24 protein-coding genes are annotated in these 25,401 nt (G+C 30.1%); 20 read left to right on the forward strand and 4 right to left on the reverse strand.

Going from position 1 to position 25,401, the window contains the following annotated elements:
• The first annotated feature begins 31 nt into the window (after window positions 1-31).
• The 7 genes from FIA58_RS19575 (at window position 32) to FIA58_RS19605 (ending at window position 6,091) form a co-directional block, all read left to right on the forward strand.
• Window positions 32-619, forward strand: a complete 588-nt coding sequence (locus FIA58_RS19575) for a glutathione peroxidase (protein ID WP_140964389.1) — start codon at window positions 32-34, stop codon at window positions 617-619.
• A gap of 239 nt (window positions 620-858) precedes the next feature.
• On the forward strand, window positions 859-2,529 hold the full coding sequence (menD, locus tag FIA58_RS19580; RefSeq protein ID WP_208022835.1) for a 2-succinyl-5-enolpyruvyl-6-hydroxy-3-cyclohexene-1-carboxylic-acid synthase: 1,671 nt from the start codon (window positions 859-861) through the stop codon (window positions 2,527-2,529).
• Window positions 2,530-2,618: 89 nt separating this feature from the next.
• A complete protein-coding gene (locus FIA58_RS19585; RefSeq protein ID WP_140964390.1) occupies window positions 2,619-2,960 on the forward strand; it encodes a DUF2853 family protein in 342 nt (113 codons plus the stop codon).
• A 110-nt stretch (window positions 2,961-3,070) separates the two neighbouring features.
• Entirely contained in the window at window positions 3,071-3,928 is an 858-nt protein-coding gene (nadC, locus tag FIA58_RS19590; RefSeq protein ID WP_140964391.1) for a carboxylating nicotinate-nucleotide diphosphorylase, read from the forward strand.
• Window positions 3,928-4,854 (forward strand): YihY/virulence factor BrkB family protein, encoded by a 927-nt coding sequence (locus FIA58_RS19595; protein ID WP_140964392.1) that lies wholly within the window; start codon window positions 3,928-3,930, stop codon window positions 4,852-4,854. The genes nadC and FIA58_RS19595 overlap by 1 nt, the downstream gene beginning before the upstream one ends.
• 23 nt (window positions 4,855-4,877) lie before the next feature.
• On the forward strand, window positions 4,878-5,441 hold the full coding sequence (locus FIA58_RS19600) for a chalcone isomerase family protein (protein ID WP_140964393.1): 564 nt from the start codon (window positions 4,878-4,880) through the stop codon (window positions 5,439-5,441).
• Between the two features lie 89 nt (window positions 5,442-5,530).
• Window positions 5,531-6,091 (forward strand): chalcone isomerase family protein, encoded by a 561-nt coding sequence (locus tag FIA58_RS19605; protein WP_140964394.1) that lies wholly within the window; start codon window positions 5,531-5,533, stop codon window positions 6,089-6,091.
• A gap of 65 nt (window positions 6,092-6,156) precedes the next feature.
• Here FIA58_RS19605 and FIA58_RS19610 read toward each other — a convergent pair whose 3' ends face one another.
• Window positions 6,157-7,017 carry an alpha/beta fold hydrolase gene (locus tag FIA58_RS19610; protein ID WP_140964395.1) on the reverse strand — a complete coding sequence of 287 codons (861 nt, stop codon included), beginning with the start codon at window positions 7,015-7,017 and terminating at the stop codon, window positions 6,157-6,159.
• 106 nt (window positions 7,018-7,123) lie between these two features.
• On the opposite strand from FIA58_RS19610, the gene FIA58_RS19615 reads away from it, so the two are divergent.
• The 13 genes from FIA58_RS19615 (at window position 7,124) to FIA58_RS19675 (ending at window position 23,768) form a co-directional block, all read left to right on the forward strand.
• The gene (locus FIA58_RS19615) at window positions 7,124-7,942 is read left to right on the forward strand and encodes a M48 family metallopeptidase (protein ID WP_140964396.1); all 819 of its coding nucleotides are present in this window, start codon (window positions 7,124-7,126) and stop codon (window positions 7,940-7,942) included.
• Between the two features lie 61 nt (window positions 7,943-8,003).
• Window positions 8,004-9,293 carry an MFS transporter gene (locus FIA58_RS19620; RefSeq protein WP_140964397.1) on the forward strand — a complete coding sequence of 430 codons (1,290 nt, stop codon included), beginning with the start codon at window positions 8,004-8,006 and terminating at the stop codon, window positions 9,291-9,293.
• Window positions 9,294-9,332: 39 nt separating this feature from the next.
• Window positions 9,333-10,340, forward strand: coding sequence for a DUF6252 family protein (locus FIA58_RS19625; protein ID WP_140964398.1), 1,008 nt, complete (start codon window positions 9,333-9,335; stop codon window positions 10,338-10,340).
• Between the two features lie 198 nt (window positions 10,341-10,538).
• Entirely contained in the window at window positions 10,539-12,992 is a 2,454-nt protein-coding gene (lon, locus tag FIA58_RS19630; RefSeq protein ID WP_140964399.1) for an endopeptidase La, read from the forward strand.
• Between the two features lie 129 nt (window positions 12,993-13,121).
• A complete protein-coding gene (locus tag FIA58_RS19635; protein WP_208022836.1) occupies window positions 13,122-13,967 on the forward strand; it encodes a hypothetical protein in 846 nt (281 codons plus the stop codon).
• An 8-nt stretch (window positions 13,968-13,975) separates the two neighbouring features.
• Complete coding sequence (gene porQ / locus FIA58_RS19640) at window positions 13,976-14,992, forward strand: type IX secretion system protein PorQ (RefSeq protein WP_140964400.1); 1,017 nt, start codon at window positions 13,976-13,978, stop codon at window positions 14,990-14,992.
• 487 nt (window positions 14,993-15,479) lie between these two features.
• Entirely contained in the window at window positions 15,480-16,163 is a 684-nt protein-coding gene (gene cmk, locus FIA58_RS19645; protein WP_140964401.1) for a (d)CMP kinase, read from the forward strand.
• A 245-nt stretch (window positions 16,164-16,408) separates the two neighbouring features.
• Window positions 16,409-18,178 (forward strand): 30S ribosomal protein S1, encoded by a 1,770-nt coding sequence (rpsA, locus tag FIA58_RS19650; protein ID WP_140964402.1) that lies wholly within the window; start codon window positions 16,409-16,411, stop codon window positions 18,176-18,178.
• Window positions 18,179-18,289: 111 nt separating this feature from the next.
• Window positions 18,290-18,613, forward strand: coding sequence for an ArsR/SmtB family transcription factor (locus tag FIA58_RS19655; protein ID WP_140964403.1), 324 nt, complete (start codon window positions 18,290-18,292; stop codon window positions 18,611-18,613).
• Between the two features lie 31 nt (window positions 18,614-18,644).
• Window positions 18,645-19,118: a DUF6428 family protein gene (locus tag FIA58_RS19660; RefSeq protein WP_140964404.1), complete on the forward strand. Its 474-nt coding sequence runs from the start codon at window positions 18,645-18,647 to the stop codon at window positions 19,116-19,118.
• 158 nt (window positions 19,119-19,276) lie between these two features.
• Window positions 19,277-19,894, forward strand: coding sequence for an arsenate-mycothiol transferase ArsC (locus tag FIA58_RS19665; RefSeq protein WP_140964405.1), 618 nt, complete (start codon window positions 19,277-19,279; stop codon window positions 19,892-19,894).
• Window positions 19,884-20,534, forward strand: coding sequence for an MIP/aquaporin family protein (locus FIA58_RS19670; protein WP_165928961.1), 651 nt, complete (start codon window positions 19,884-19,886; stop codon window positions 20,532-20,534). Before FIA58_RS19665 ends, FIA58_RS19670 begins: the two co-directional genes overlap by 11 nt.
• Window positions 20,535-20,933: 399 nt before the next feature.
• The gene (locus FIA58_RS19675; protein ID WP_140964407.1) at window positions 20,934-23,768 is read left to right on the forward strand and encodes a T9SS type A sorting domain-containing protein; all 2,835 of its coding nucleotides are present in this window, start codon (window positions 20,934-20,936) and stop codon (window positions 23,766-23,768) included.
• Window positions 23,769-23,914: 146 nt separating this feature from the next.
• Here the strand turns inward: FIA58_RS19675 and FIA58_RS19680 are convergent, their stop codons facing one another.
• The 3 genes from FIA58_RS19680 to FIA58_RS19690 form a co-directional block, all read right to left on the reverse strand.
• Complete coding sequence (locus FIA58_RS19680; protein WP_140964408.1) at window positions 23,915-24,175, reverse strand: DUF6952 family protein; 261 nt, start codon at window positions 24,173-24,175, stop codon at window positions 23,915-23,917.
• Window positions 24,176-24,237: 62 nt separating this feature from the next.
• Entirely contained in the window at window positions 24,238-24,546 is a 309-nt protein-coding gene (locus FIA58_RS19685; protein WP_140964409.1) for a thioredoxin family protein, read from the reverse strand.
• A 90-nt stretch (window positions 24,547-24,636) separates the two neighbouring features.
• Entirely contained in the window at window positions 24,637-25,272 is a 636-nt protein-coding gene (locus FIA58_RS19690; protein ID WP_140964410.1) for a peroxiredoxin, read from the reverse strand.
• Window positions 25,273-25,401 lie beyond the last annotated feature (129 nt).

Genomic DNA, 25,401 nt, shown 5'->3' on the forward strand with positions numbered 1-25,401 from the left:
AAAAAACGTAATTTTATACAAAATTATAGATATGAAAAAGTTTTTAATTATTTGTACTATTGCGTTTTCGGCTAATCAGAATTTACAAGCTCAAAAGACTCTTAATAAAATGGGAACTAAAAATGAAATTATGAAAGAGACTATATATCAGTTTAAAGTAGAAGACATTGAAGGAAATGAATTTGATTTTTCTACTTTGAAAGGAAAGAAAATAATGGTAGTTAATACAGCTTCTAAATGTGGATTAACACCTCAATATAAAGATTTACAGGCTTTGTATGACAAGTATAAAGATGCTAATTTTATAATTATTGGTTTTCCTGCAAATAATTTTGCATCTCAAGAGCCAGGTAATGATGAGGAAATAGCAGCTTTTTGCGAAAGAAATTATGGAGTTACCTTTCCTATGATGAGTAAAATTTCTGTCAAAGGATTAGATATGAATCCAATTTATAAGTTTTTAACTCGAAAAGATAAAAATGGTTTAGAAGATAGTGAAGTATCTTGGAATTTTCAGAAGTACCTTATAAATGAGCAAGGAGAATTGGAAAAAATAATTTCACCACGTACTTTACCAACGGATGCTTCAGTAGTTAATTGGATTGAAAATAAAGGATAATTACATCAATACAGACTAGAATTTTAAATAATTTTTAAACTTCTGTTTTTGTAAAGCAATAAGGTATTCTTAATATCTAGTTTTAAAATAGCTTCTTAATCTTAGTAATGATAAGGTCTTGTCGTAACAGGTAGTGTTGGAGAATTTATTTTTCTATAAAATTATTTAAAAAGTTGGTTAACTTTTTACCTTTGTAGTTCAATTTATTCGTTCCATTTAAGAACTTTTACTGTAAAGATTTGATACCAAAAAATAAATACCCTAAAATTCCTTTAGCACAAACTATTATTGCTATTTGTAAAGCTAAAGGACTAAAACATATTGTTATTTCTCCAGGCTCTAGAAATGCTCCTTTAACCATAGGTTTTGCCAGTAACTCTTTTTTTAAATGTTATAGCATTGCAGATGAGCGTTGTGCAGCTTTTTTTGCTTTGGGAATTGCACAACAATTAAACGAACCTGTTGCGGTTGTTTGTACTTCTGGTTCTGCTGTTTTAAACTATTATCCAGCTGTAGCAGAAGCTTTTTACAGTCAAATTCCATTAGTGGTCATTAGTGCAGATAGACCCCATGATAAAATTGATATTGGTGATGGGCAAACGATTCGTCAAGAAAATGTTTTTTCCAATCATATTATTAATAGTGCTAATTTAACTGAAAGAATTTCTGAAGAAAACGATATTGCTATACAATATGCTTTGCATTTGGCTGTGAGTCAAAAAGGACCTGTACATATTAATGTGCCTTTTGAAGAGCCTTTGTACGATACTATAGATGAAATTTTAGTTGATCCAAAGTGGACTTCTTTTGAAACTAAAGTGCAATCTAATTTTGTTTTAAGTGATGCTTATATTAATAGATGGAATTCAAGTAAAAAAAAATTAATAGTAGTAGGAGAAAGTAAACCTAATAGTATTGAAGAATCCATTATAGACTTTTTAGCCAAAGATAATTCTATAATTATCATGACTGAAAAAACATCCAATCTGAATCATACTAGCTTTGTAAATCATATTGATACCATTATAACACCCTTTTCTGAGGAAGAATTTGTTTTTTTTCAACCCGATATTCTTTTGACTTTCGGAGGAATGGTAGTTTCAAAACGGATAAAAGCATTTCTTAGAAAATACAAACCAAATGAACATTGGCATGTTGACGAGTTAAGAGCTTATGATACTTACGGAAGTCTTACAAAGCATTTTCAAACAAACATTCAAGCCTTTTTCAAAGAGCTTATGATTTCTTGTCTCTCTTATGAAGAAGGATATAATTTAAAAATGCAAGAGATTATTCAGTTGAGAAAAAATAAAACAAGCACCTATTTAGAAACTATTCCTTATTCTGATTTTAAAGTATTTGATGTAATTACTAAAAATTTGCCAAAAAATAGTCAGTTGCAAATAAGTAATAGTTCGGCTGTAAGGTACTTACAATTAGTAGAAATTGATAAATCGATTTCTGTTTTTTGTAACAGAGGAACTAGTGGTATAGATGGAAGTACTTCAACTTCTATTGGTGCTGCAGTTGGTTCTGATAAGCAAACGGTTTTTATTACAGGAGATATTAGTTTTTTTTATGATAGTAATGCGTTGTGGAATAATTATGTTCCAAAGAATTTTAAAATTATATTAATTAATAATGGAGGTGGAGGTATTTTTAGAATTTTGCCAGGACACTCAGAAAATGAAGTTTTTAATACTTATTTCGAAACTTCCCATAATTTAAATGCAAAGTACCTAGCTGAAATGTTTGGATTCACTTATAGAAAGATTTCAGATATAGTAAAATTAGAGAATTCTCTTTCAGTTTTTTTAGCTTCAAATGACAAACCTAGTTTGTTAGAGATTCAAACTCCTGAAAAATTAAATGATAAAATTTTGCTAGATTATTTTAAAAATTTAAAATAAAATTATACTTTTATGAATAAATATTGTGTTTTTTAGTAAAATTAACTAAATTTAAAATAAAATCTAAAATAACTTAAATAACAAAAATTATGAGTAAAAGAGACGAGTTGATTACTAAATATGCTGCTGATTTGAAAGATAAGTGCGGTGTTACTCCAGATATGGATTTGCTAACTAAAGTAACAATTGGTTGTGGACCATCAATTTATAATGCCGATTCTTCAACAGTTTCTGGAACGGATGATAAAGAATTAGCGACTGTAAAAAATAATTTTTTAATAAAAAAATTAGGCTTGAAAGATGGACCAGAGCTAGATAGTGCAATTTCAGCAGTAATAGAGCAGTATGGAAAATCTAATAAAAATAAATACAGAGTAGTCTTTTATTATTTATTAACTAAGCATTTTAAAAAAGAGACTATTTACAAGTAAAAAGATATTTGATGTAATCCCGATTTAATCGGGATTTTTTTTTGCTTTTATGTTAAAAATAAAATATTTATGAAATCGAATTCTTAATTTAGCAATTCAAATTTTAGAATATGATTTCAGAAGAACAATTTCAAAAAGAATTAGATTTAATAATTGCTAATGCTATAAGAGAGGATGTAGGAGATGGTGATCACAGCTCTTTAGCATGTATTCCAAAAGAAGCAAAAGGCAAGGCTAAATTATTGGTTAAAGATAATGGTATTATAGCAGGAGTTGAATTTGCTAAAAAGGTCTTTGCTTACGTAGATAAAGATGTAATAGTTGAAACATTTATTAATGATGGACAAGAAGTCGCTTATGGAGATGTTGTTTTTCATGTGTCAGGAAGATCTCAGTCTATATTGAAAGCAGAACGCTTGGTATTAAATGCAATGCAAAGAATGAGTGCAATTGCAACTAAGACAAATTATTTTGTTAATTTATTAAAAGGAACTTCAACTAAGGTTTTAGATACAAGGAAAACTACACCAGGACTTAGAGCGGCAGAAAAATGGGCAGTTAAAATTGGAGGTGGAGAAAATCATAGATTTGCGTTGTATGATATGATTATGCTTAAAGATAATCATATTGATTTTGCAGGAGGAATAACTAAAGCAATAGAAAAAACTAAAAAATATTTGAGAGACAATAATGAAGATTTAAAAATAATAGTCGAGGCAAGAGATATGAATGAAGTGAAAGAAATTCTACAGGCAGGAGGGGTTTATAGAATATTATTGGATAATTTTACTTTTGATATGACTAAAGAAGCGGTTCTTTTAATTGGTAATACATGCTTAACAGAATCTTCAGGTAATATTAATGAAAATACAATAAAACAATATGCAGAATGTGGAGTTAATTACATATCTTCCGGAGCATTAACACATTCTGTTTACAATATGGATTTAAGCTTAAAAGCGATTTAATGTCTGAAGTGATTGAAAATAAATTAGGTAAAATTCCTGTAATAAAGCACCTTGTTATTTTAGGGAAAAAGATTACTTTGTCCTCACTTGAAGGATTATCGCTTTATGATATAATTGAATTATATGTTTTAGGTATTTTAAAAGGAGCCTTTTCTTATAGAGCTAGTGCTGTTGCGTTTAGCTTTTTTATGGCATTATTTCCATTTGCATTATTTATTTTAAATTTAATTCCTTATATTCCGATCGAAAATTTTCAAGATGACTTTTTGTTTTTTGTAGAAAAGGGTGTTCCTCCAAATACTTATGAAGCTATTGAGTTGATTATCAAAGATATAATGAATACTAGTTATAAAAGTTTACTTTCTTCTGGTTTTATTTTATCTATTTTTTTAATGACAAATGGAGTTAATGCAATATTAGGAGGTTTTGAAATGTCGACACATATAACAATTACAAGAGGTTTTTTTCGGCAATATTTTATAGCTTTAGCTATTTCAATAACATTGTCTTTAATATTGATTATTACTGTGGCTTCAATTGTAATTTTTGAAGTGTTAATTCAAAAGATTAAGACACAGGGCTTTATAAGTAATGATGTTCATTTGATTGAATGGGGAAGATATTTATTTGTGATTTTAATGATTTTAATAACAACATCAATTCTATATAAATTTGGAACAACTGAGACGAAAAACATCTCTTTTATTAGTTATGGTGCGGTTTTTACAACCTTGCTAATTGTTCTAACTTCTTATATATTTGGTATTTATGTCGAAAAATTTGCAAGATATAATGAGTTGTATGGGTCAATTGGCACGCTTCTTGTTTTAATGTTTTACATCTGGATAAATTGTATGGTTCTTTTACTCGGTTTTGAATTAAATGCAACTATTAACAAATTAAAAAGAAAAAATTTATATATTTAACAATTATTTAATATGTTTCAACTATGAGAAAACTTTACCTACTGTTAACTTTTACAATGTTACCCCTTATTTATGCTCCAGCTCAATCAAAATTATCTGGTGTAAGTATTTATGAAACTTTATCTTTTGGAGGCAATCGCCTTGTTTTAAACGGTGCGGGTGTTAAAGAAAAAGTTTGGATAGATATGTATGTTGCGTCTTTATATGTGCCATCAAAAACCACAAATGCGGATCAAATTATTAACAGTACTGAACCTGCAATTATTAAAATTAACGTAGTTTCTGGATTACTAAAATCAGAAAGGATGAAGGAAATGTTTGATGAAGGTTTTCAAAATTCAATGAATGGAAGTACTAGTGCCTTGAAAACTGAAATAGATAAGTTTATTTCATTTTTTGATAGTACAATGAAAGAAAACGATGAATTTATGATTGTTTATAATCCTAAAACTGGCATTACTGTTTTTAAAAATAGCGTAAAAAGAGGTGTTATTGAAGGACATGATTTCAAAAAAGCTTTATTTGGTGTTTGGTTGTGTGTAAAACCTGCTGATGAAAAATTAAAGAAAGCTATGCTAGGTTTGTAGTTTTTATTGAAATGCTTTTTCTAATTGATTAATTTGATAATAATTTCAATAAAAAAATATATATTAGCAAAAAAAACAATAAATAAATTATGAAAAAGTATTTTTTAACATTTTTAATTATTCTCATTTCGTCATATGCTGATGCACAAACAACAGTTTCAGGTGTGAAATTAGATGAAACTATTACAGTTGAAGGTAAGAAGTTAGTTCTTAATGGAGCAGGAATTAGGGAGAAATGGTGGATAGATTTATATGTTGGGTCATTATATCTCCCTAAAAAAAGCACTAATGGGACAGAAGTAGTAAATAGTACAGAAATAGCAGCAATAAAACTTGATGTTGTTTCAGGAATGGTTTCCGCTGAAAAAATGATGACAGCATTAGATGAAGGGTTTTTAAAATCGACAAATAATAATATTGATCCTATTAAAGATGACATTACTAAATTTAAATCTTTTTTTAATGAAAAATTTAAAAAAGGAGATTCTTTTACCTTTGCAAATGTTCCAGGTACTGGAGTTGTAGTTTATAAAAATAATGTTAAAAAAGGTTCTGTTGATGGACAAGATTTTAAAAAAGCATTATTTGGTATTTGGCTTTCTAACAATCCTGCAGATAAAGATTTAAGAAAATCAATGCTAGGAATGTAATAGGCTAAATAATGTTTTACAAAATAATAAAAAACACTTCTGTGTAATCAGAAGTGTTTTTTGTTTTAGTTTGATAAGAATGATTCAATCTCTTGGATTACTTTCTCGTCTCCTAATATTTTTCGATGCCCTAAGTCCTCTGTTAAAATTAATTTACTGTTTTTTAAATGTAAATGTATATTTTTGGAAGCTGTGTAAGGAACATCAGTGTCATTCTTATCATGAATTATTAAAGTAGGAATATTAATTTTTCTTGCTACTATATTGGAAGAAAAACTCTCCATGTCAATAGCATGTTTTTTTTCAAATGAATCTCTCATTTTTTCTGCAATAATCGGTTTTAATCCTAATTTCGAGACAAAATCTTTTAAGATGTCATTCACGCTATCACCACTTCCAATAATAATTGCTTTTTGAACTTTTAAACCATCTTTGATTGCATTTAAAATCGACATACTCCCTAGTGAATGTCCAATTGCATATTCAAAGGGGCCGAATTTTCTATCAAGTTCTAGGATGCTTTCAATAAATTCGGGCATTAAAGTCTTTTTACTTGGAGATTTGCCATGAGCAGGAGCATCAAAACTAATAGTGGAATATCCAAGTTCTATTAATTTATCAGCTATTTTTACAAGTTGGGTTCCTCTGCCAGACCAACCATGAACTAATAGTACTTTTTTAGAGTTTTCTCCATATTGATAAATCATTATTTGTTTCTTAATTTTTGGGATATAAAGTAATTCTTGTTTGCTTTTTTTTTCCATATGAAATTCCCTTTTTGGAATTTTATACTTTATAGGTGAACCAAAAAGTTTTGAAGCAAATTTAACAGTAAGCTTGGTTGATACTTTTTGTAAAATGGAAATAAATTTGAGTAGTGAAGAAGGAATGGAATTAGTGGAAATATTTTTTTTTCTTTTTGACATTATGAATATTGTTCGACGGTTTAAATACAAAAATACTATTATTTTTTTTCAATGAATGTTTGAAATCATTTTTTAAATGTAGTAACTTTGTTTAAAACAAAAAAAAATGAATTATAAAATAAAGTTTCTATTTGTATTGGTTTTTGCTTTGGTTTTATCCTGTGCTAAAAATCCTTTTACGGGAAAAAATACAATGGCTCTAGTTCCAAATAGTCAAATTTTCCCTTCAGCTTTTCAACAGTATGATCAGTTTTTATCTGAAAGCAAAGTTATAAAAGGAACAGCAGATGCAAAAAAAATTGAGACCATTGGAATGAAAATTAAAACGGCTGCTGAAAGATGGTTAAATGCTAATGGTAAATCGGACTATTTAGATGGTTATGCTTGGGAGTATAATTTAGTTGATAGTAAAGAATTGAATGCTTGGTGTATGCCAGGTGGGAAAATTGTTTTCTATACAGGAATTCTTCCAGTTTGTAAAGATGATGCTGGAATAGCTGCAGTTATGGGACATGAAGTAGCACATGCATTAGCGAATCATGGTCAACAGAGAATGAGTGCTGGGTTAATTCAGCAATTAGGAGCAGTGGGTACTCAAGTTGCAGTTGGTAATAAAAGCGAAGAAACACAGCAATTGGTCATGCAGGCATATGGAGCTGGTTCTCAAGTTGGTGTTATGTTGCCTTTCAGTAGAAGTCATGAAAGTGAAGCGGATATGATTGGTTTAACTCTAATGGCTATTGCTGGATATGACCCAGTAAATGCGGTTAGATTGTGGGAGAGAATGTCTGCTATGTCTTCTGGTTCTGCACCACCAGAAATTTTAAGTACGCATCCAAGTAATGAAACTAGAATTAGTAATTTAACTAGTTTGATACCACAAGCAAAAGCTGAAGCAGCAAAATTTGGAGTAACTTTCAAGTAAATAAAAAAATATGTATCTTCAATCCCGATTTATAAATCGGGATTTTTATTTTAATATTATTATGGAAAAATTGCAAAAAGGCGATAAAAAATTATTAAATGCTTGGGCATTTTATGATTGGGCAAATTCAGTATATTCGTTAGTTATTTCTTCTAGTATATTTCCTTTGTATTTTGGTTTTCTCTATTCTAAAGAGAATCCTACAATACATTTTTTAGGAAATGACTTTAAAAGTACTGCATTAATTAGTTATGTAACAGCTTTTGCTTTTTTAACGGTAGCTTTTTTATCACCGTTACTTTCGGGAATAGCAGATTACGTAGGTAATAAAAAGCGATTCATGCAATTTTTTTGTTATTTAGGGGCTTTTTCATGTATAGGTTTGTATTGGTTTACAGAAGATAATGTTTATTTTGGAATTTCTTGTTTCTACTTTGGTTTAATTGGTTTTTGGGGAAGTATTGTTTATTATAATTCTTACTTACCAGATATTGCTCATAAGGATCAACAAGATTCTTTAAGTGCAAAAGGATTTTCTTTTGGATATGTGGGTAGTGTTATTTTATTGCTTATTTGCTTGGGTTTAATTTTGTCAAAAGAAAATAAGATTGAATCAATGGAAGCTATGAAATTATCCTTTGTGTTTACGGGGATTTGGTGGCTGTTATTTAGTCAATATACTTTTTATTATTTGCCTAAAGGGAATAAATCAAATAACAAAGTTTCTAGTAAAGTGCTTTTTAATGGCTTTAAAGAATTATTGAAAGTTAAAGACCAGTTGTTTCATAATTTAGCTTTGAAACGGTATTTGATAGCTTTTTTTGTATACAGTATGGCGGTACAAACGGTTATGCTTGTGGCTACTTATTTTGGAGAACAAGAGATTAATTGGGAAACTGATAGTCAAAAAACATCAGGATTAATTATAAGTATTTTAGTTATTCAATTAGTGGCTGTTTTAGGGGCTTACTTTACTTCAAAAATGGCTTCGAAATTCGGAAATATTAAAACACTACTGATTATTAATGTAATTTGGGCAATAATTTGTGTTTTTGCCTTTTTTGTGACGGAGCCTATCCATTTTTATGTAACAGCAGGGTTTGTTGGTTTAGTTATGGGAGGAATTCAATCTTTATCTAGATCAACATATTCTAAATTTTTGCCAGAAACGGAAGATACAGCATCTTATTTTAGTTTCTATGATGTGGCGGAAAAAATAGGTATTGTAATAGGAATGGGAATATTTGCAACGATTGATCAAATATCTGGTTCTATGCGAAATGCAATTGTTTTTTTAGCTGTTTTTTTTATAATAGGTATCTTTTTATTAATAAGAGTGCCTAAAAAATAAAAATAAAAACTATTTTTGGCTACTTTTAATTTATATGTAATGAAAAAAATAAACAATCTTTTTGCTTTTATTGTTTTAATAGCTATTTTTTCAATCACTTCATGTAGTGAGGTTGAACCTTTAGATCCTGCTTTATCAAATCAAGTAAATTCAGGTAATGGAAATGGTTCTGGATCTGGTAGTACTGGTGGAGGAAATTCTGGTGGTGGTGGAAGTACTGCAACAGTTTTTAAAGCTGATTTTGATGGACAAACATGGAACAATGCTTCTAATATACAGGCAATTGTAAATTCCGATTATATTTCTATTTCAGCAATGAAGAGTAATGGTAGTTTTTTTCAAATCACTGTCCCGCAAGGAGCTGTGGGTACTTATAATTGGGCTAGTGCAACATCTATAACTTCTTTAGGATTGGTTTATTCTGCTGGAAGTGGTCAGGTCCCATACGTTAGTTTGAGTAATTCAGATGCTACAAATCAAGGCTTTACTAATTATGTAGATACTGCTGAATTAGTAATATCTTCAATCAATACAACTACAAATATTATTACAGGAAATTTTAAGTTTACAGGAGTAAGGTATGATGGCACTTTAACACAAACAGAAACAAAAGTTTTTACTAATGGACAATTTTCAGTTCCATTTACTGCAAATAATACATCTCCATCCACGAATAGTTTTTTCTGTAAGTTAGATGGTTCAGATTTTATTCCTACAAATGTTGATGGTATTCAAGCGAATAATTCTATAACAATAATCGGTAGAAGAGGGAATATAGAAAATATTTCTTTGAGCTTAGTAGGAGGAATGACTCCAGGTACATATGATTTGGAGAATTTGCCTTTAGGTACCAATAATATTGGATTGTATAATCAAGATGCGTCTGGCGTAAATTCATTTGGTGCTAACCCTGGTACGGTAACGATTACTACTCATGATGTTGGAACAAAGCATATAGTTGGTACATTTCAGTTTACTGGAACTAGTTTTACTAGTGCTACAACTCATAGTATCTCACAAGGAACTTTTGATGTTTATTATCAGTAGGAAAATTATAAAAATAAACAAAAATCCCGAAAATTTACTTTCGGGATTTTTTTATGGCACAACTCTTGACTTCTTATTATGCTTATAAAAAGCTAAATTGTTTATTATTGTTGATTATCAGTGTTTTAATGCTGATTTTGTAATGCAATAATAACAATTTGTACTAGTTATTAATGACAAAATGACCCTTTTATAATTATGCCAAATCAAAAAATACTAACATTTGACAACTTGTCACTTCAAGAAATTGACTCAGATGCAGAATTAATACCTTTATTAACCCCTGAGGATGAGGAAGAAATGAATAATGAAGAATTACCAAATGACTTGCCTATTCTTTCATTAAGGAATACTGTTTTATTTCCAGGAGTAGTTATTCCAATTACGGCTGGAAGAGATAAATCGATTAAATTGATTAATGATGCTAATGCTGGAGGAAAAGTTATTGGTGTTGTAGCTCAAATAGATGAAAATGTTGAAGAGCCAACTCCAAATGATGTTCATCATATAGGTACTGTAGCTCGAATTATTAGAGTCTTAAAAATGCCAGATGGTAATACTACTGTAATTCTTCAAGGTAAAAAACGTTTTGAGATTGATGCGTTTACTCAGGAAGAACCCTATTTAAAAGCAACAATAAAGGAAGTTAGTGAGGCTAGGCCTAATGTGGATGATGTTGAATTTAATACTATAGTCGATTCTATTAAGGATTTGGCTATCCAAATTATTAAAGAAAGCCCAAATATTCCAACGGAAGCTACTTTTGCAATTAAGAACATTGAAAGTAACCCTTTCTTAATCAATTTCGTATCTTCAAACATGAATCTTTCGGTTGAGGAAAAACAAAATCTTCTTTCTATTAATGACCTGAAAGAGAGAGCGCTAGAAACACTTCGTTTTATGAATTTAGAGTTGCAAAAACTTGAATTGAAAAACGATATTCAATCTAAAGTCCGATTTGATTTAGATCAACAACAAAAAGAGTATTTCTTACATCAGCAGATGAAAACCATTCAGGAAGAATTGGGTGGAGTTTCCTATGAAGCTGAAATTGAAGAGATGCGTGAGAAAGCGAAAGCTAAAAAATGGGATGAAAATGTAGCTACTCATTTTGAGAAAGAAGTGTCTAAGTTGCAACGCTCTAATCCAAATTCTCCAGATTTTGGAATCCAAAGAAATTATTTAGAATTGTTTCTTGATTTACCTTGGGGCGAATACTCTAAAGATAATTTCGATTTAAAAAGAGCTCAGAAAATTTTGGACAGAGATCATTTTGGATTGGAAGACGTAAAACAAAGAATTATAGAGCATTTAGCAGTTTTGAAATTGAGGAATGATATGAAATCTCCTATTATTTGTTTATTTGGACCTCCTGGTGTTGGTAAAACTTCTATTGGAAAATCTGTAGCAGAAGCATTAGGAAGAGAGTATGTTCGAATTTCCTTAGGAGGAATGCGTGATGAAGCTGAGATTCGTGGTCATAGAAAAACCTATATTGGTGCTATGCCTGGACGTATTATTCAAAGTATTAAAAAAGCAAAAACTTCAAATCCGGTGTTTGTTTTGGATGAAATTGATAAATTATCAAGTAGTTTCAATGGAGATCCTTCTTCGGCTTTATTGGAGGTTTTAGATCCAGAACAAAATGGGGAGTTTCATGATAATTTTCTTGAGTTAGGGTATGATTTATCTAAAGTAATGTTCATTGCAACATCAAATAGCATGTCAACTATTCAACCTGCTTTGAGAGATAGAATGGAAATCATTAAAATGTCGGGTTATACTATTGAAGAAAAAATAGAGATTGCAAAAAAACATTTGTTGCCAAAACAATTAAAAGAACACGGATTAAGTTCAGATGATTTGCATATTGGTAAAAAACAATTAGAAAAAATTGTGGTAGGTTACACGCGAGAATCAGGTGTACGTGGTCTAGAGAAAAAAATCGCACAAGTAGTACGTCATGCAGCAAAATCTATTGCTATGGAAGAAGTGTATAATAAAACGTTGACTGACGAAGATATTTTAACGGTTCTGAAAGCTCCTCGAATGGAGCGTGATAAGTATGAGAATAACGATACAGCAGGTGTGGTTACAGGTTTAGCGTGGACTTCTGTGGGTGGTGATATCTTATTTATTGAATCGACTATTTCTAAAGGAAAAGGAGCAATGACTATGACGGGAAACCTTGGGACGGTTATGAAAGAATCTGTTACAATTGCTTTAGAGTATATTAAATCGAATAGTGAATTATTGGGTATACCAAGTGAAGTAATTAACAATAATAATATTCACATTCACGTTCCAGAAGGTGCTACACCAAAAGATGGACCAAGTGCGGGTATTGCTATGTTAACTTCGATGGTGTCTACGTATACACAAAAGAAAATCAAGAAAAGTTTAGCTATGACAGGTGAAATTACTTTAAGAGGAAAAGTGTTGCCTGTTGGAGGAATTAAAGAAAAAATTTTAGCAGCCAAAAGAGCTAATATTAAAGAAATAATCCTTTGCTATGAAAATAAACGTGACATAGATGAAATTAAACCAGAATATTTAAAAGGACTAACTTTTCATTATGTTGATAGAATGAGTGAAGTAGTTGCTATTGCAATTACTGATCAAAAAGTAAAAAATGCTAAGAAATTAGATTAGTTTTTTAGAATTTTATAATAAGATGAAAACCTAAACTTTATATAAAGTTTAGGTTTTTTATTGTTTTATGGATTTGCTTTTATAATTTTAAATTTAGAAATACGTTATCTTATAGAATTGAATTATTTGATGAATCATTTTTTTGCTGTTATCCAACTCTTTTTTTTGGTTTTTAGTGGTGCTAAAAACCAAAAAGAACAATTTGCTAAAACTCATTCTGTTGTTCCAATAGAATGTAATACTGTATTTAATAATGAGTCTCATAATAAATCGAAGAAAGTTATACATATTTTAGTAGCTTTGTGCGATAATAAGTATCAAGGCATTGTTCCAGTTCCAAAAAGTATTGGAAACGGACAAGATCCTAAAAATAATTTGTATTGGGGATGTGCTTTTGGTGTGAAAACCTATTTTAAGAAAAGTACTAGCTGGAAACTGATAAAAACAATAGCAATTGATAGTGTTAAAATGGAACGATTGGTTTTTAAGCATGTAACTCAAGATAATTATATTGTTGCGGATGCTTATAATGGAAAGTTTATCAAACAGTGTACTATTGATTTTTTGAAAAGTTGTTCGGGTCAATTAAAAGATGCAATAGTTGTTGGTGACAAGACTTTGGGAATAAACGGGAATTCAAATTTAGTAGGTTATATTGGTCATGATGGATTAATGGATTTTAAAATCCATGAAGAAATTAAAAATACTGATAATAAAGAAAGAGATTGTATTACATTAGCTTGCTATAGTAAACGCTTTTTTTCTTCAGATATGAATGAAGCTAAGTCAAAACCTTTAGTTTGGACAACAGGTTTGATGTGCCCTGAAGCCTATTCGATTCATGATGCTATAAATCAATACTGTAACGGAGGAAATGAGTTTATGATAGTTGACGCGGTAGCTAAAGTATATGCTAAGTATCAAAAATGCAGTGAAAATCAGCTAAAAGACTATTGGTTGCTGGTTGGTAATTAAAATTAAGAATGAAATTAAGATTACAATTGTTTTTTATTTTATCAATTACTTTTTGCCAAGCGCAAATAGGAGGTAAATATGTATACCAATTTTTAAATTTGGCTCAATCTCCTAGACAAGCTGCTTTAGGAGGTAAAACGGTTACTGTAGTTGACTATGATGTGAATCAAGCTTTCTATAATCCTGCAACTATTAATCAGAAAATGAGTAATAGATTGTCTGTTAATTACGGAAATTATTACGGAGAAGTATCTTATGGTACAGCTGCTTATGCATATACATGGGATCAGCATGTGCAAACTTTTCATGCAGGAATTAATTATATCAATTATGGAACCTTTGAAGGAAGAGATGAATTAGGAAATATTACTTCTGATTTTACAGGAAGTGAGGCGGCTTTATCTTTAGGTTATGCTTACAATATTCCATGGACAGATATGTATATTGGAACTAATGTAAAGTTAATTTCTTCTACTTTAGAATCTTATAATTCTTGGGGTGTAGCAACTGATTTAGGGTTTTTATATGTCGATGAAAAAAATGATATTAATTGGGGTTTAGCAGTTCGTAATTTAGGTTTTCAAATCACGCCTTATCAGGATATAAGAGAAAAATTACCATTATCCATTGATGCAGGAGTCTCTCAATTATTAGAAAATGTGCCTATTCGTTGGCATCTTACCTTAGAAAATTTACAACAATGGAATATTGCTTTTTCAAATCCTAATAGAGCAGAGAGTACCTTGGATGGAGAAACGAATGAAGAGAAAGTTTCTTTTTTTAATAATGCATTGCGCCATGTGATTATGGGAGCCGAATTGTTTCCCGAAAAAGGATTTAATATACGTTTGGGGTATAATTTTAGGAGAGGACAAGAATTAAAAATTTTAGACCAAAGAAGTTTTTCAGGAATTTCAGCTGGATTTGGATTGCGATTTGGTAAAATTAAATTTGATTATTCGTATTCAAGATATACATTAGCAGCAAGTACTAGTTTGTTTGGGTTGATGATTAATTTAGAATAAGAATTATAGTATAATGATTAAAATTGAAAGAGATAACAAATTTTTATTTATTTTATTGATGTTAATTAATACATCTTTCTTTTTTGTATTCATATTATTAAGTCTTTTTTTTAAAATTCAATTATTATTTATCGAAAAGATATTGTTGTTTTTAACTTTTTCTTTTTTTTCTCTTTACTTCATTAAAGTAAATGTTTTGTTTAAAAACAGAAAGCTTTGTTTTAAGAATATTTATGGATTTACGATAAAAGAAATTGATTTAAAAAAGATAAATGGGAAAAAGACAATGTATAAACCTTTGCTCCATAAGAGTCTGCTGTTTTTGTTAGGCTCTAAGTATGATAGAATTATTGAAATAAAATCGGATTTAGACAATTCAAAAAAATATAGTATAAATGGACAAATTTTTTCAAAAAAAGGATTGGAAAAATTTCTAAGACTAATTAAGTAAGGGTTAATTTATGCTAGTGAAAGTGATAATTGAGAGATGAAAAAAATTACAATTGCAATAGACGGATTTTCGTCAACAGGAAAAAGTACATTGGCTAAACAATTAGCTAGACAATTAGGTTATGTGTATGTTGATACAGGTGCTATGTATAGAGCTGTAACTTATTTTGCTATGCAAAATGGTTTTGTTAAAGAAAATTATTTGGATAAAGAAGGTTTAATTAAAGAGTTGTCTAATATTCAATTACAGTTTCAGTTAAATTATGATTTAGGTTTTGCAGAAATGTATTTGAATGATGTAAATGTTGAGGAACCTATTCGTACTATTGATGTGTCAAGAAATGTAAGTCAAATTGCTGAAATTTCTGAAGTAAGAGCTAAATTGGTAGAACAACAACAGGCTATGGGAAGAAACAAGGCTATTGTGATGGATGGAAGAGATATTGGGACTGTAGTTTTTCCTGATGCAGAATTAAAATTGTTTATGAATGCTTCTGCAGAAACAAGAGCGCAAAGGCGTTTTGAAGAATTAGTGGAAAAAGGACAAAATGTTACCTTTCAAGAAGTACTTGAAAATGTGCAACAACGTGATTATATTGATACACATAGAGAAGATTCTCCTTTAGTAAAAGCAGGTGATGCTATTGAAATAGATAATTCTGCGATGAGTAAAAAGGAACAATTTGAACTTGTTATGAAGTTAATCGAAGAGAAAATTTAATGAATAGGTTTGATTTGAAAAATTTGTCATTCTGAATTTATTTCAGAATCATACTTTACTCTTCTTCAATAAGAGTCTTTTCTTCTTATAAATATTTGGTAGTTAATAAATTATTTGTAATTTTGCACACCTTTTGACGGAAATGGGTTTTCACTAGGTATCAATTATTTATGTAAACACTGTTGTAGTTTTTAGTCTGTATTAAAAACCCTTTAAAAACACAACATACAAATTTTTAAATCAGCATGTCTGAAATTAACAAAACACAAGAAGAGTTTTTAGCAAATTTTAACTGGCACAATTACCAAGAAGGAATTGATGTAGTAGATGAAAAAAACTTATTAGAATTTGAAGAATTAGTGTCAAAAACTTTTATTGATACTAAAGATGAGGAAGTAGTTGAAGGTACTGTAGTTAGAATTACAGATAGAGACGCAATCGTTGATATCAATGCTAAATCTGAAGGTGTTATCTCTTTAAACGAATTCCGTTACAACCCAAACTTAAAAGTGGGTGACAAAGTAGAAGTACTTATCGATATTCGTGAAGATAAAACAGGTCAGTTAGTATTATCTCATAGAAAAGCGAGAACTATCAAAGCATGGGATAGAGTTATTGCAGCTCATGAGTCTGGTGAAATCGTTAATGGTTTTGTAAAATGTAGAACTAAAGGAGGTATGATTGTAGATGTTTTCGGAATTGAAGCATTCTTACCAGGTTCTCAAATTGATGTGAAGCCAATTAGAGATTACGATCAGTATGTTAACAAAACTATGGAATTCAAAGTAGTTAAAATTAACCACGAATTCAAAAACGTAGTTGTTTCTCATAAAGCGCTTATCGAAGCAGATATCGAAGAACAAAAGAAAGAAATTATTGGTCAATTAGAAAAAGGACAAGTTTTAGAAGGTGTGGTTAAAAACATCACTTCTTACGGTGTGTTCATTGACTTAGGTGGTGTAGATGGATTAATCCATATTACTGACTTATCTTGGTCTAGAATCAATCACCCAAGCGAAGTTCTTGAATTGGATCAAAAATTAAATGTTGTAATCCTTGATTTCGATGATGAGAAAACAAGAATTCAATTAGGTTTAAAACAATTAAACGCTCATCCATGGGATGCTTTAAGTGCTGATTTAAATATTGGTGATAAAGTAAAAGGTAAAGTAGTTGTTTTAGCTGATTATGGTGCTTTCATTGAGGTTGCTGAAGGTGTTGAAGGTTTAATCCACGTTTCTGAAATGTCTTGGTCAACGCATTTACGTTCGGCTCAAGATTTCATGAAAATTGGTGATGAAGTAGAAGCAGTTATCTTAACTCTTGATAGAGATGAAAGAAAAATGTCTTTAGGTATCAAACAAATGTCTCAAGATCCTTGGACAGATATCACTGCTAAATATCCAGTAGGTTCTAAGCATACAGGTATTGTTAGAAACTTTACAAACTTTGGTATCTTCGTAGAATTAGAAGAAGGAATCGATGGTTTAGTGTATATTTCTGACTTATCTTGGACTAAGAAAATCAAACACCCATCTGAATTTGTAAACGTTGGAGACAAAATGGATGTTGTTGTGTTAGAATTAGATGTAGAGGGTCGTAAATTATCTTTAGGTCACAAACAAACTACTGAAAATCCATGGGATAAGCATGAAGATGCTTTCGCTGTAGGAACTGTTCATAATGGTACTATTGGTGAAATCGTTGACAAAGGTGCAACTGTAGATTTTGGTGATGATGTTGTTGCTTTTATACCAACTCGTCATTTAGAAAAAGAAGATGGTAAAAAATTGAAAAAAGGAGATACTGCTGACTTTAAAGTTATTGAATTCAACAAAGAATTCAAAAGAGTAGTAGCTTCTCATACAGCTATCTTCCGTGAAGAAGAAGAAAAAGCGGCTAAAACTATCGAAACTAGCTCTTCTTCTAATAATAATGTAGAGAAATCAACTTTAGGAGATATCGATGCATTAGCTGAATTAAAAGCTAAAATGGAAAAAGGAGAAAAAAAATAAACTCTAATTTCTTTTAAATACTAAAAGTCCTGATTTTTATCAGGACTTTTTTTATGAATTATTTTTTCTTTTAATTATTATATCGTAATATTGCAATATAATAATATTTATATGGGAGTTTCTAAAACTGAATTTTTTACAGAAGAACAAAATCAAATGGCATCTTTGTTTAAATCTATTTCACATCCAGCTCGTATTGCGATTATTCAATATTTGCTGAGTGTCGATTCTTGTATTTGTGGTGATATTGTAAACGAATTGCCATTGGCTCAGCCAACCGTTTCTCAACACTTGAAAGAATTAAAAAATGCTAATATTATTAAAGGTACTATTGAAGGAACTGCCATTTGTTATTGTTTAAACCAAGATACTATTGCAGTAATTCAAGATTACTTTAAAGGAATAACAAAGCAACTGCAAAACAAATGTTGCTAATCACAATTTATTAACAACTAATTACTATATTATGAAACTATCAGAAATAAAAAACAAACTAAAAGAACTATCAACAATTGCATTTCAATTGCCAAACGGAGAGTTAGTGCCTTCTCATTTTCATGTTACTGAAGTAGGGAAAGTCTCTAAGCATTTTATTGATTGTGGAGGAATCGTTCGTAAAGAAGAAGTGGTTAATTTTCAATTGTGGGAAGCTAACGATTATGATCATCGTTTACATCCTGAAAAATTGATTCACATAATAGAATTGTCTGAAAAAAATATTGAAATAGAAGATTTAGAAATAGAAGTGGAATATCAAATGAAAGATACGATTGGTAAATTTAATTTGGATTTTAATGGTGAAAACTTTTTGCTAACTTCTAAGTTAACAAATTGTTTGGCTCAAGATAAATGCGGTATTCCGCCCGAAAAATTAAAAGTTAAAATTGGAGAATGGAATGCTAAAGAAAAATCATGTACTCCAGACTCAGGGTGTTGTTAATTAGTAGAAGCTAATCCAGCCATTCACTTTATCTTCATTGTCTCAAGCTATTTTTGTTGGTCTTAAAAGAGCTTCTAAGGTCGCTTTTTAAGACCAACAAAAATTAGCTTTCAACTGCAAAAGGATGTTGCTACTGTCTGGGCTAAAACATAAATAAAATGTATAAGAAGATTTCTAATATTGTAGAGAATTTAGCTAGTAATTCTGTTTCTGAAGAAAGAAAAGAACTGTTGCAACCCTTTGTCGATTATATTCAAAAGAGAGTTGATGCCAAACAAAGTATTAACCTGAATTTTATTTGCACTCATAATTCTAGGAGAAGTCATTTGTCTCAAATATGGGCACAAACTATGGCGTTTTATTATGACATTAAGCATGTAACCACATATTCAGGAGGAACAGAAGCAACTGCAGTGTTTTTTAAAGTTATAGATACATTAAAGGTTCAAGGTTTTGAAATTCAAAAATTAAGTGAAGGTAATAATCCGGTTTTGGCTATTAAATACGATGAAAATGAATTACCTATTGTTGGTTTTTCAAAAACATTTGATAATAGTTTTAATCCAAAATCTAATTTTGCAGCTATAATGACTTGTTCGTCAGCAGATGAAGGCTGTCCTTTTATTGCTGGTGCAGAAAGACGATTTCCTATTCGATACAATGATCCAAAGGAATATGATGGAACTGCTCTAATGGATGAAAAATATCTAGAAAGTAGTGAAGTGATAGCTTCTGAAATGGCTTATGTGTTTTCAAAAATTAAAAATGGAAAATAGAAGGATTTATTATATAAGTGAGTTTTTTGGAACCTTCTTATTGGTTTTTTTGGGAACAGGTTCTGTTATAATTAGTGAAGAATATAATGGAATCATTCAGGCGTTTGGAATTGGAATTGTTTTTGGTGTAACCGTTTGGTTATTGGTTCAATTCTTTGGTAAGTTTTCAGATTGTCATATCAATCCAGCAGTTACTATTGCTTTTTTATGGAATAAACAAATACAGTTTAAACAAGCTCTTTTATATGTTTTTTTTCAGTTGATCGGTGCGTTATGTGCAAGTATATGCTTGCATTTTTTATTTGAAATTAATCAAAATTTAGGGAATACATTACCAAGTGGAAGTTGGCAAGAATCCTTTATTTTAGAATTTTTTCTGAGTTTTGCTTTAATGATGGTGATATTAATTTCTACAACTCAAAAGGTTTTGTTGAAATTTGCTCCTTTTTTAATTGGAAGTACTGTTTTTCTGGAAGCGTGGTTAGCTGGTCCTATTTGTGGAGCTTCCATGAATCCAGCAAGAAGTTTTGGACCAGCAGCGGTTTCAGAAAATATGTTTTTTTTACCACTTTATATTTTAGGACCAATTTCTGGGATGATTTTGGCAGTAGTTCTGTTGAATTTCATTTATAAAAATTAAAAATATTTCATTTCGAGTTGTTTTCTGGTTTTAAAAATTAAAAATTTATTTTTCTACTTCTTTTTTAACTCTACATGACCTATACAAAAACGTTTTCGTTTCTAATTCTCTAATTTTTTTTAACAGAAATTACTCTTTTTTTTCTCTATTAAAGTCAAAAAAATCCGATAAAAAGTAGTTTTTTTATATAAAACCTTTGTTTTTTATTTTTTTAAATGTTGTATGTTTTTTGTAATACTCATATTGATTAATACTTGTTTTTTTAACATTATTTTTGAAATATCATAAAAATAGAAGTTTATTTTTTCTGATTTTTCATTTTATCATTGAATTGAAGTGTTAGGTAAATAACTATTCTATTAAAAGATTAATTACAAACAAAACAAACTCTACATTATTATGAAAACAAATGAATTTTGCTATGCGATACAATTTCGTAAACAACAAGTAAAAAGTAATTCAATATTACAAAAGAACTCATTTTGGAGTTTGTTTTTTTTATTGATTGGATTAAATACTTTTTCACAAATTGGTCCAGTAATTTGGGAAGATAATTTCAATACTTTTAATGCACAACAATGGACTAAAGATATTGGTGATGGATGCAATATTGGATTATGTGGTTGGGGAAACCAAGAATTACAATCGTATGAATCGAATAATGTTTACGTAGCAGATATTCCTGGTGAAGCTGGAAATAAAGCGCTGGTATTAGAAGCTAAAAGAGAAAATTCAGGTTCTAGAGTATTTACTTCTGGAAAAGTAAATAGCGATAAAAAAGTAGCCATTCATTATGGAATGGTTGAAGTGCGTGTGAGAGTACCTAATTTGAGTCAGGGTTTGTGGCCAGCTGCTTGGATGTTAGGAACGGCTAATTTGGCTTGGCCAACAAAAGGTGAAATTGATATGATGGAAATGGGCTTTAGCCAAGCAGCAAGAAATACTCAATTAGAACCAAACTCGACAGTTAATACTTATGTTGGTGCCAATACGTTTTTTCCAACACCTGGTGGAGGAGTAGGTAATATTGCTTATGATGTAAATTATAATAAACCTTATGTAGCAGCAACTCCTTTAAATGATCGTTTTGTAAAGTATAGAATTTATTGGGAGCCAACTCAAATTCGTTTTACAGTAGTGGACGGTGCTACAGAATATGATTTGTATGAAAATCCATTTCCGATTGATGCTAATGATTCTAATACAACTCCTTTTACAAAACCATTTTACATGTTATTTAATTTAGCTGTTGGTGGAACTTTAACAGGAATTACTTCAAATAATGGAATTAATGCACCTTTGCCTGGTAAAATGTATGTTGATTATGTTCGTGTATATAAATGGAATGGACATGGAAGTGTAACACTATCAGATGGTACTATCGCTGCTGAGACAGGTACTTTTGGAGTTTTCACGGATACTACTCCTACGACCAAAAAACTAGCATTTGGAACAGATGCTGAATTTTATATTTTCGGTGAAACATTAGTTGAAAACACTGGTATTCCTCCTTATGAAGGGGCAAATGTTTTGTCTTTTACAAATGACAAAACAAAAGGATGGTTTGGTGCTGGAATCATAAGTCTTTTTGGAAAGAATATGTCTAATTACCCTCAAAATGGTTCTTTAAAATTTAAAATAAAGATTCCAGCTGATGTTTCTTTTTTAATAGGAGTAAACGATAATTTTACGAATTCAGCCGAAGTTAAATTTCCAGCTGGTCAAACTAAATATGGATTGGTTAGAAATGGAGAATGGGGTCAAGTTACTATTCCAATTAGTGATTTAGGAGGATTGGTAGCTTTTCAAGATATGTCTTATTTGTTTAGAATTGGTAGTGATGGTACTATTCCAGCTAATAATTTTCAATTTGCTATAGATGATATTGTTTGGGTTGATGGGAATACAACAGTTTGTCAACCAACAGCAGTTACTCCATATTATAATATAAACGGTCAAAGTTGGGTATCTAATACTACTGTTTCACTTCAATCTGGAAATAGTGTGACTTTTGGTCCTCAACCTACAACTGGTGGTACTTGGTCATGGACAGGCCCTAATAATTTTACTGCAAACACAAGAGAAATTACACTTTCAAATGTACAAATATCTAATTCAGGTAATTATATTGCTACCTTCACTAATACATGTGGAACAGCATCTACTGTGACTTTTGCAGTAACAGTTGCTCCTGTAACTAATACTTTTACACCAGATCCTAATAAAACTTATTATATAGCAAACCCTTTTCATAATAAAAGAATTGGTGCAAATGGTTCTGAAGATCCTTTTAGTACAGCAATAAATACAACTGGACCAACTGTTGAGTGGAAATTTACTGCAGCTCCAAATAATAGTTATTATATAGACTGTGTGGGAGGTCAAGGAAATCCTAGGCTTCGATCAGACAATTCAGATTTTACAGATATGCAACCTTCTAGTTATGCAGGTACTTGGGAGAGATGGCAAATTACTACTGCGGGGAATGGTAAGTTTTATTTAACTACTTTGGAAAGTAATTTAAGAAGACTACAGATGAATAGTGTAGGAACTTTAAAGCAAGTGGATACAAATTCGCAAGATACTTGGGAACAATTTACTTTTACTGAAGTTTCTCAAACGCCTCCACCACCTCCGGTAGGCTCTTGTACAAGAGTAGCTGCTAATGGAGATTTTAACGCTGTGATTACTAATGATGCTACAGGGTCTTATGTAACTTTTGTTCCAAACAAAACAGGTGTTGGAAGTAGTACACTTATTTTATATTATAACACTTCGGTTAATACAACTTATCCAGGTTACTTGGCTCAAGCAAATGTGCCTTTTAAGGTAAATGCTTCTGCTGGACAAACTATTTATTTTTATTATACTTATAGCTTGCCAACTGGTGGTGAGAATAATACGGCTAATGATAAAATGAATTTTATTCTTGGAAGTTGTACAAGTAACAATGCTAGAATAGCTGAAAATGAAATAGAGAGTAAAAATGTAATGGAGGATATGTTTAAAATATATCCAAACCCTATAAAAGAAGAAGCTATTATTGAAATTGAGGGTGTAAATTCTTTTGATACCGTTTTGATAATGAATAACGCGGGTCAAATTCTAGAAAAAAGAAGTTTTAATGATGCTACAAAAGTTGTAATCAATACCTCTAATTTAAGCCCAGGAATTTATTTTGTACAATTAGAAGGTAAAAAAGGAGTTAGAAATACAAAAATTGTAAAACAATAAGGTTATTTGAATTAGTTAATATTTTTTCTTTAAAACAGTGTTATGTTTTCATCTTCATGAAAATGTAATGCTGTTTTTTAATTTAACGAAATGATTTATTATCGCATTTAGAGTATTAATAAAAAAAAACTCTCAATAATGAGAGCTTATTCTTTATCAATTGAACCAAGTACGCGTTTCATAAAATCGTTCAAAGCTGTTTTTTTGTCTCTCCCTTCTTTGGTCATTTTATGAACCTCGAGTGCGCCATACATATTAGATATTAATTCCCCTAAGACATCTAATTCTTCATCTTTTAAAGAAGATACTTCGGTTAGGTTTTCTAAAACTTCAATGGTTTCTACTATATAATCTGCATCATTATCTTCAATGAATTGTGTCAATTGTTTAATAACGGGTAATTTCATTTTTATGAATTTTAGATTTTTTAATTTTGGAATATTCGAATAGCCAAAATCTAACAATCAATTTAGAGTACTTCATTTACTAATTCAACTAATACTTCTACTTTATTAGTTTGTGTTTGGTTTACCAAAATTCCATTTTTAAAAGTAGCAAATGTTGGTAAATTGTCCACTTTTGCTAATTTTCTAGATTCTGGGAATTTTTCAGCATCAATCATTAAGAAAGGAATATTTTCATTTTCTGAAGCTAATTTTTTAAATTTTGGTTTCATAATTCTACAATTACCGCACCATGAAGCTGAATATTGTACAATTACAATATCATTTGAATTTACTATATCTGATAAATTATCTTGTTCTATTTCTGTAAACATAGTTTAAATTATTTAATAACAATGACAATATCAAACTTAAAATAATAGTTTAATATTGCCATTGAATTTGTTGTAAATGTTACTTTTTTATTAGTTTTGACTTAAATAAGCAGCAGTACTTAAACGGTCTGCGTTCATTGCGTCTTTACCTTCTTCCCAGTTAGCAGGACAAACTTCTCCTTTAGTTTGAACGTGAGTGTAAGCATCAATTAAACGTAAATATTCGTTTACATTTCTACCTAAAGGCATATCGTTTACACTTTCGTGGAAAATTTTACCTTCTTCGTCAACTAAATAAGTTGCTCTGAAAGTTACATTTGATCCTTCAAGAATTTCTTCTTCTAAATTTTCATCATAAACCCATTCTGCATCTAAAATATCTAATGCTGCTGATAAGTTTCTTGTTGTGTCTGCTATTAATGGATAAGTTACTCCTTCAATACCACCATTGTTTTTTGGTGTGTTTAACCAAGCAAAGTGTACTTCATTAGTATCGCAAGATGCACCAATAACTATAGTGTTTCTTTTTTCAAACTCTCCTAAAGCAGCTTGGAAAGCATGTAATTCTGTTGGACATACAAAAGTAAAATCTTTTGGATACCAAAATAATAACACTTTTTTGTTGTTTTTTGTAGCTTCTTCTAAAACGTTGATTCTTAAATTGTCTCCCATTTCTGAGATGGCATCAACTGTAATGTTTGGGAATTTTTTTCCTACTAATGACATAAGTTAAATAATTTTAATGTTATTTTAATACTGCAAAATTACAAAATGAAAGGATATAATTAAATGGATGTAATGGTTTGTTTTTATTGAGTAATAGAGAATAATTATACCTATATTCCTTACAAAATA

Source organism: Flavobacterium jejuense (assembly GCF_006491595.2).
Classification (GTDB): domain Bacteria; phylum Bacteroidota; class Bacteroidia; order Flavobacteriales; family Flavobacteriaceae; genus Flavobacterium; species Flavobacterium jejuense.

Excerpts from the sequence above, each read along its gene's own strand:
- FIA58_RS19575 (WP_140964389.1), top strand. The coding sequence starts at position 32 with ATGAAAAAGTTTTTAATTATTTGTACTATTGCGTTTTCGGCTAATCAG.
- FIA58_RS19585 (WP_140964390.1), top strand. The coding sequence starts at position 2,619 with ATGAGTAAAAGAGACGAGTTGATTACTAAATATGCTGCTGATTTGAAA.
- nadC (WP_140964391.1), top strand. The coding sequence starts at position 3,071 with ATGATTTCAGAAGAACAATTTCAAAAAGAATTAGATTTAATAATTGCT.
- FIA58_RS19595 (WP_140964392.1), top strand. The coding sequence starts at position 3,928 with ATGTCTGAAGTGATTGAAAATAAATTAGGTAAAATTCCTGTAATAAAG.
- FIA58_RS19600 (WP_140964393.1), top strand. The coding sequence starts at position 4,878 with ATGAGAAAACTTTACCTACTGTTAACTTTTACAATGTTACCCCTTATT.
- FIA58_RS19605 (WP_140964394.1), top strand. The coding sequence starts at position 5,531 with ATGAAAAAGTATTTTTTAACATTTTTAATTATTCTCATTTCGTCATAT.
- FIA58_RS19610 (WP_140964395.1), bottom strand. The coding sequence starts at position 7,017 with ATGTCAAAAAGAAAAAAAAATATTTCCACTAATTCCATTCCTTCTTCA.
- FIA58_RS19615 (WP_140964396.1), top strand. The coding sequence starts at position 7,124 with ATGAATTATAAAATAAAGTTTCTATTTGTATTGGTTTTTGCTTTGGTT.
- FIA58_RS19620 (WP_140964397.1), top strand. The coding sequence starts at position 8,004 with ATGGAAAAATTGCAAAAAGGCGATAAAAAATTATTAAATGCTTGGGCA.
- FIA58_RS19625 (WP_140964398.1), top strand. The coding sequence starts at position 9,333 with ATGAAAAAAATAAACAATCTTTTTGCTTTTATTGTTTTAATAGCTATT.
- lon (WP_140964399.1), top strand. The coding sequence starts at position 10,539 with ATGCCAAATCAAAAAATACTAACATTTGACAACTTGTCACTTCAAGAA.
- FIA58_RS19635 (WP_208022836.1), top strand. The coding sequence starts at position 13,122 with ATGAATCATTTTTTTGCTGTTATCCAACTCTTTTTTTTGGTTTTTAGT.
- porQ (WP_140964400.1), top strand. The coding sequence starts at position 13,976 with ATGAAATTAAGATTACAATTGTTTTTTATTTTATCAATTACTTTTTGC.
- cmk (WP_140964401.1), top strand. The coding sequence starts at position 15,480 with ATGAAAAAAATTACAATTGCAATAGACGGATTTTCGTCAACAGGAAAA.
- rpsA (WP_140964402.1), top strand. The coding sequence starts at position 16,409 with ATGTCTGAAATTAACAAAACACAAGAAGAGTTTTTAGCAAATTTTAAC.
- FIA58_RS19655 (WP_140964403.1), top strand. The coding sequence starts at position 18,290 with ATGGGAGTTTCTAAAACTGAATTTTTTACAGAAGAACAAAATCAAATG.
- FIA58_RS19660 (WP_140964404.1), top strand. The coding sequence starts at position 18,645 with ATGAAACTATCAGAAATAAAAAACAAACTAAAAGAACTATCAACAATT.
- FIA58_RS19665 (WP_140964405.1), top strand. The coding sequence starts at position 19,277 with ATGTATAAGAAGATTTCTAATATTGTAGAGAATTTAGCTAGTAATTCT.
- FIA58_RS19670 (WP_165928961.1), top strand. The coding sequence starts at position 19,884 with ATGGAAAATAGAAGGATTTATTATATAAGTGAGTTTTTTGGAACCTTC.
- FIA58_RS19675 (WP_140964407.1), top strand. The coding sequence starts at position 20,934 with ATGAAAACAAATGAATTTTGCTATGCGATACAATTTCGTAAACAACAA.
- FIA58_RS19680 (WP_140964408.1), bottom strand. The coding sequence starts at position 24,175 with ATGAAATTACCCGTTATTAAACAATTGACACAATTCATTGAAGATAAT.
- FIA58_RS19685 (WP_140964409.1), bottom strand. The coding sequence starts at position 24,546 with ATGTTTACAGAAATAGAACAAGATAATTTATCAGATATAGTAAATTCA.
- FIA58_RS19690 (WP_140964410.1), bottom strand. The coding sequence starts at position 25,272 with ATGTCATTAGTAGGAAAAAAATTCCCAAACATTACAGTTGATGCCATC.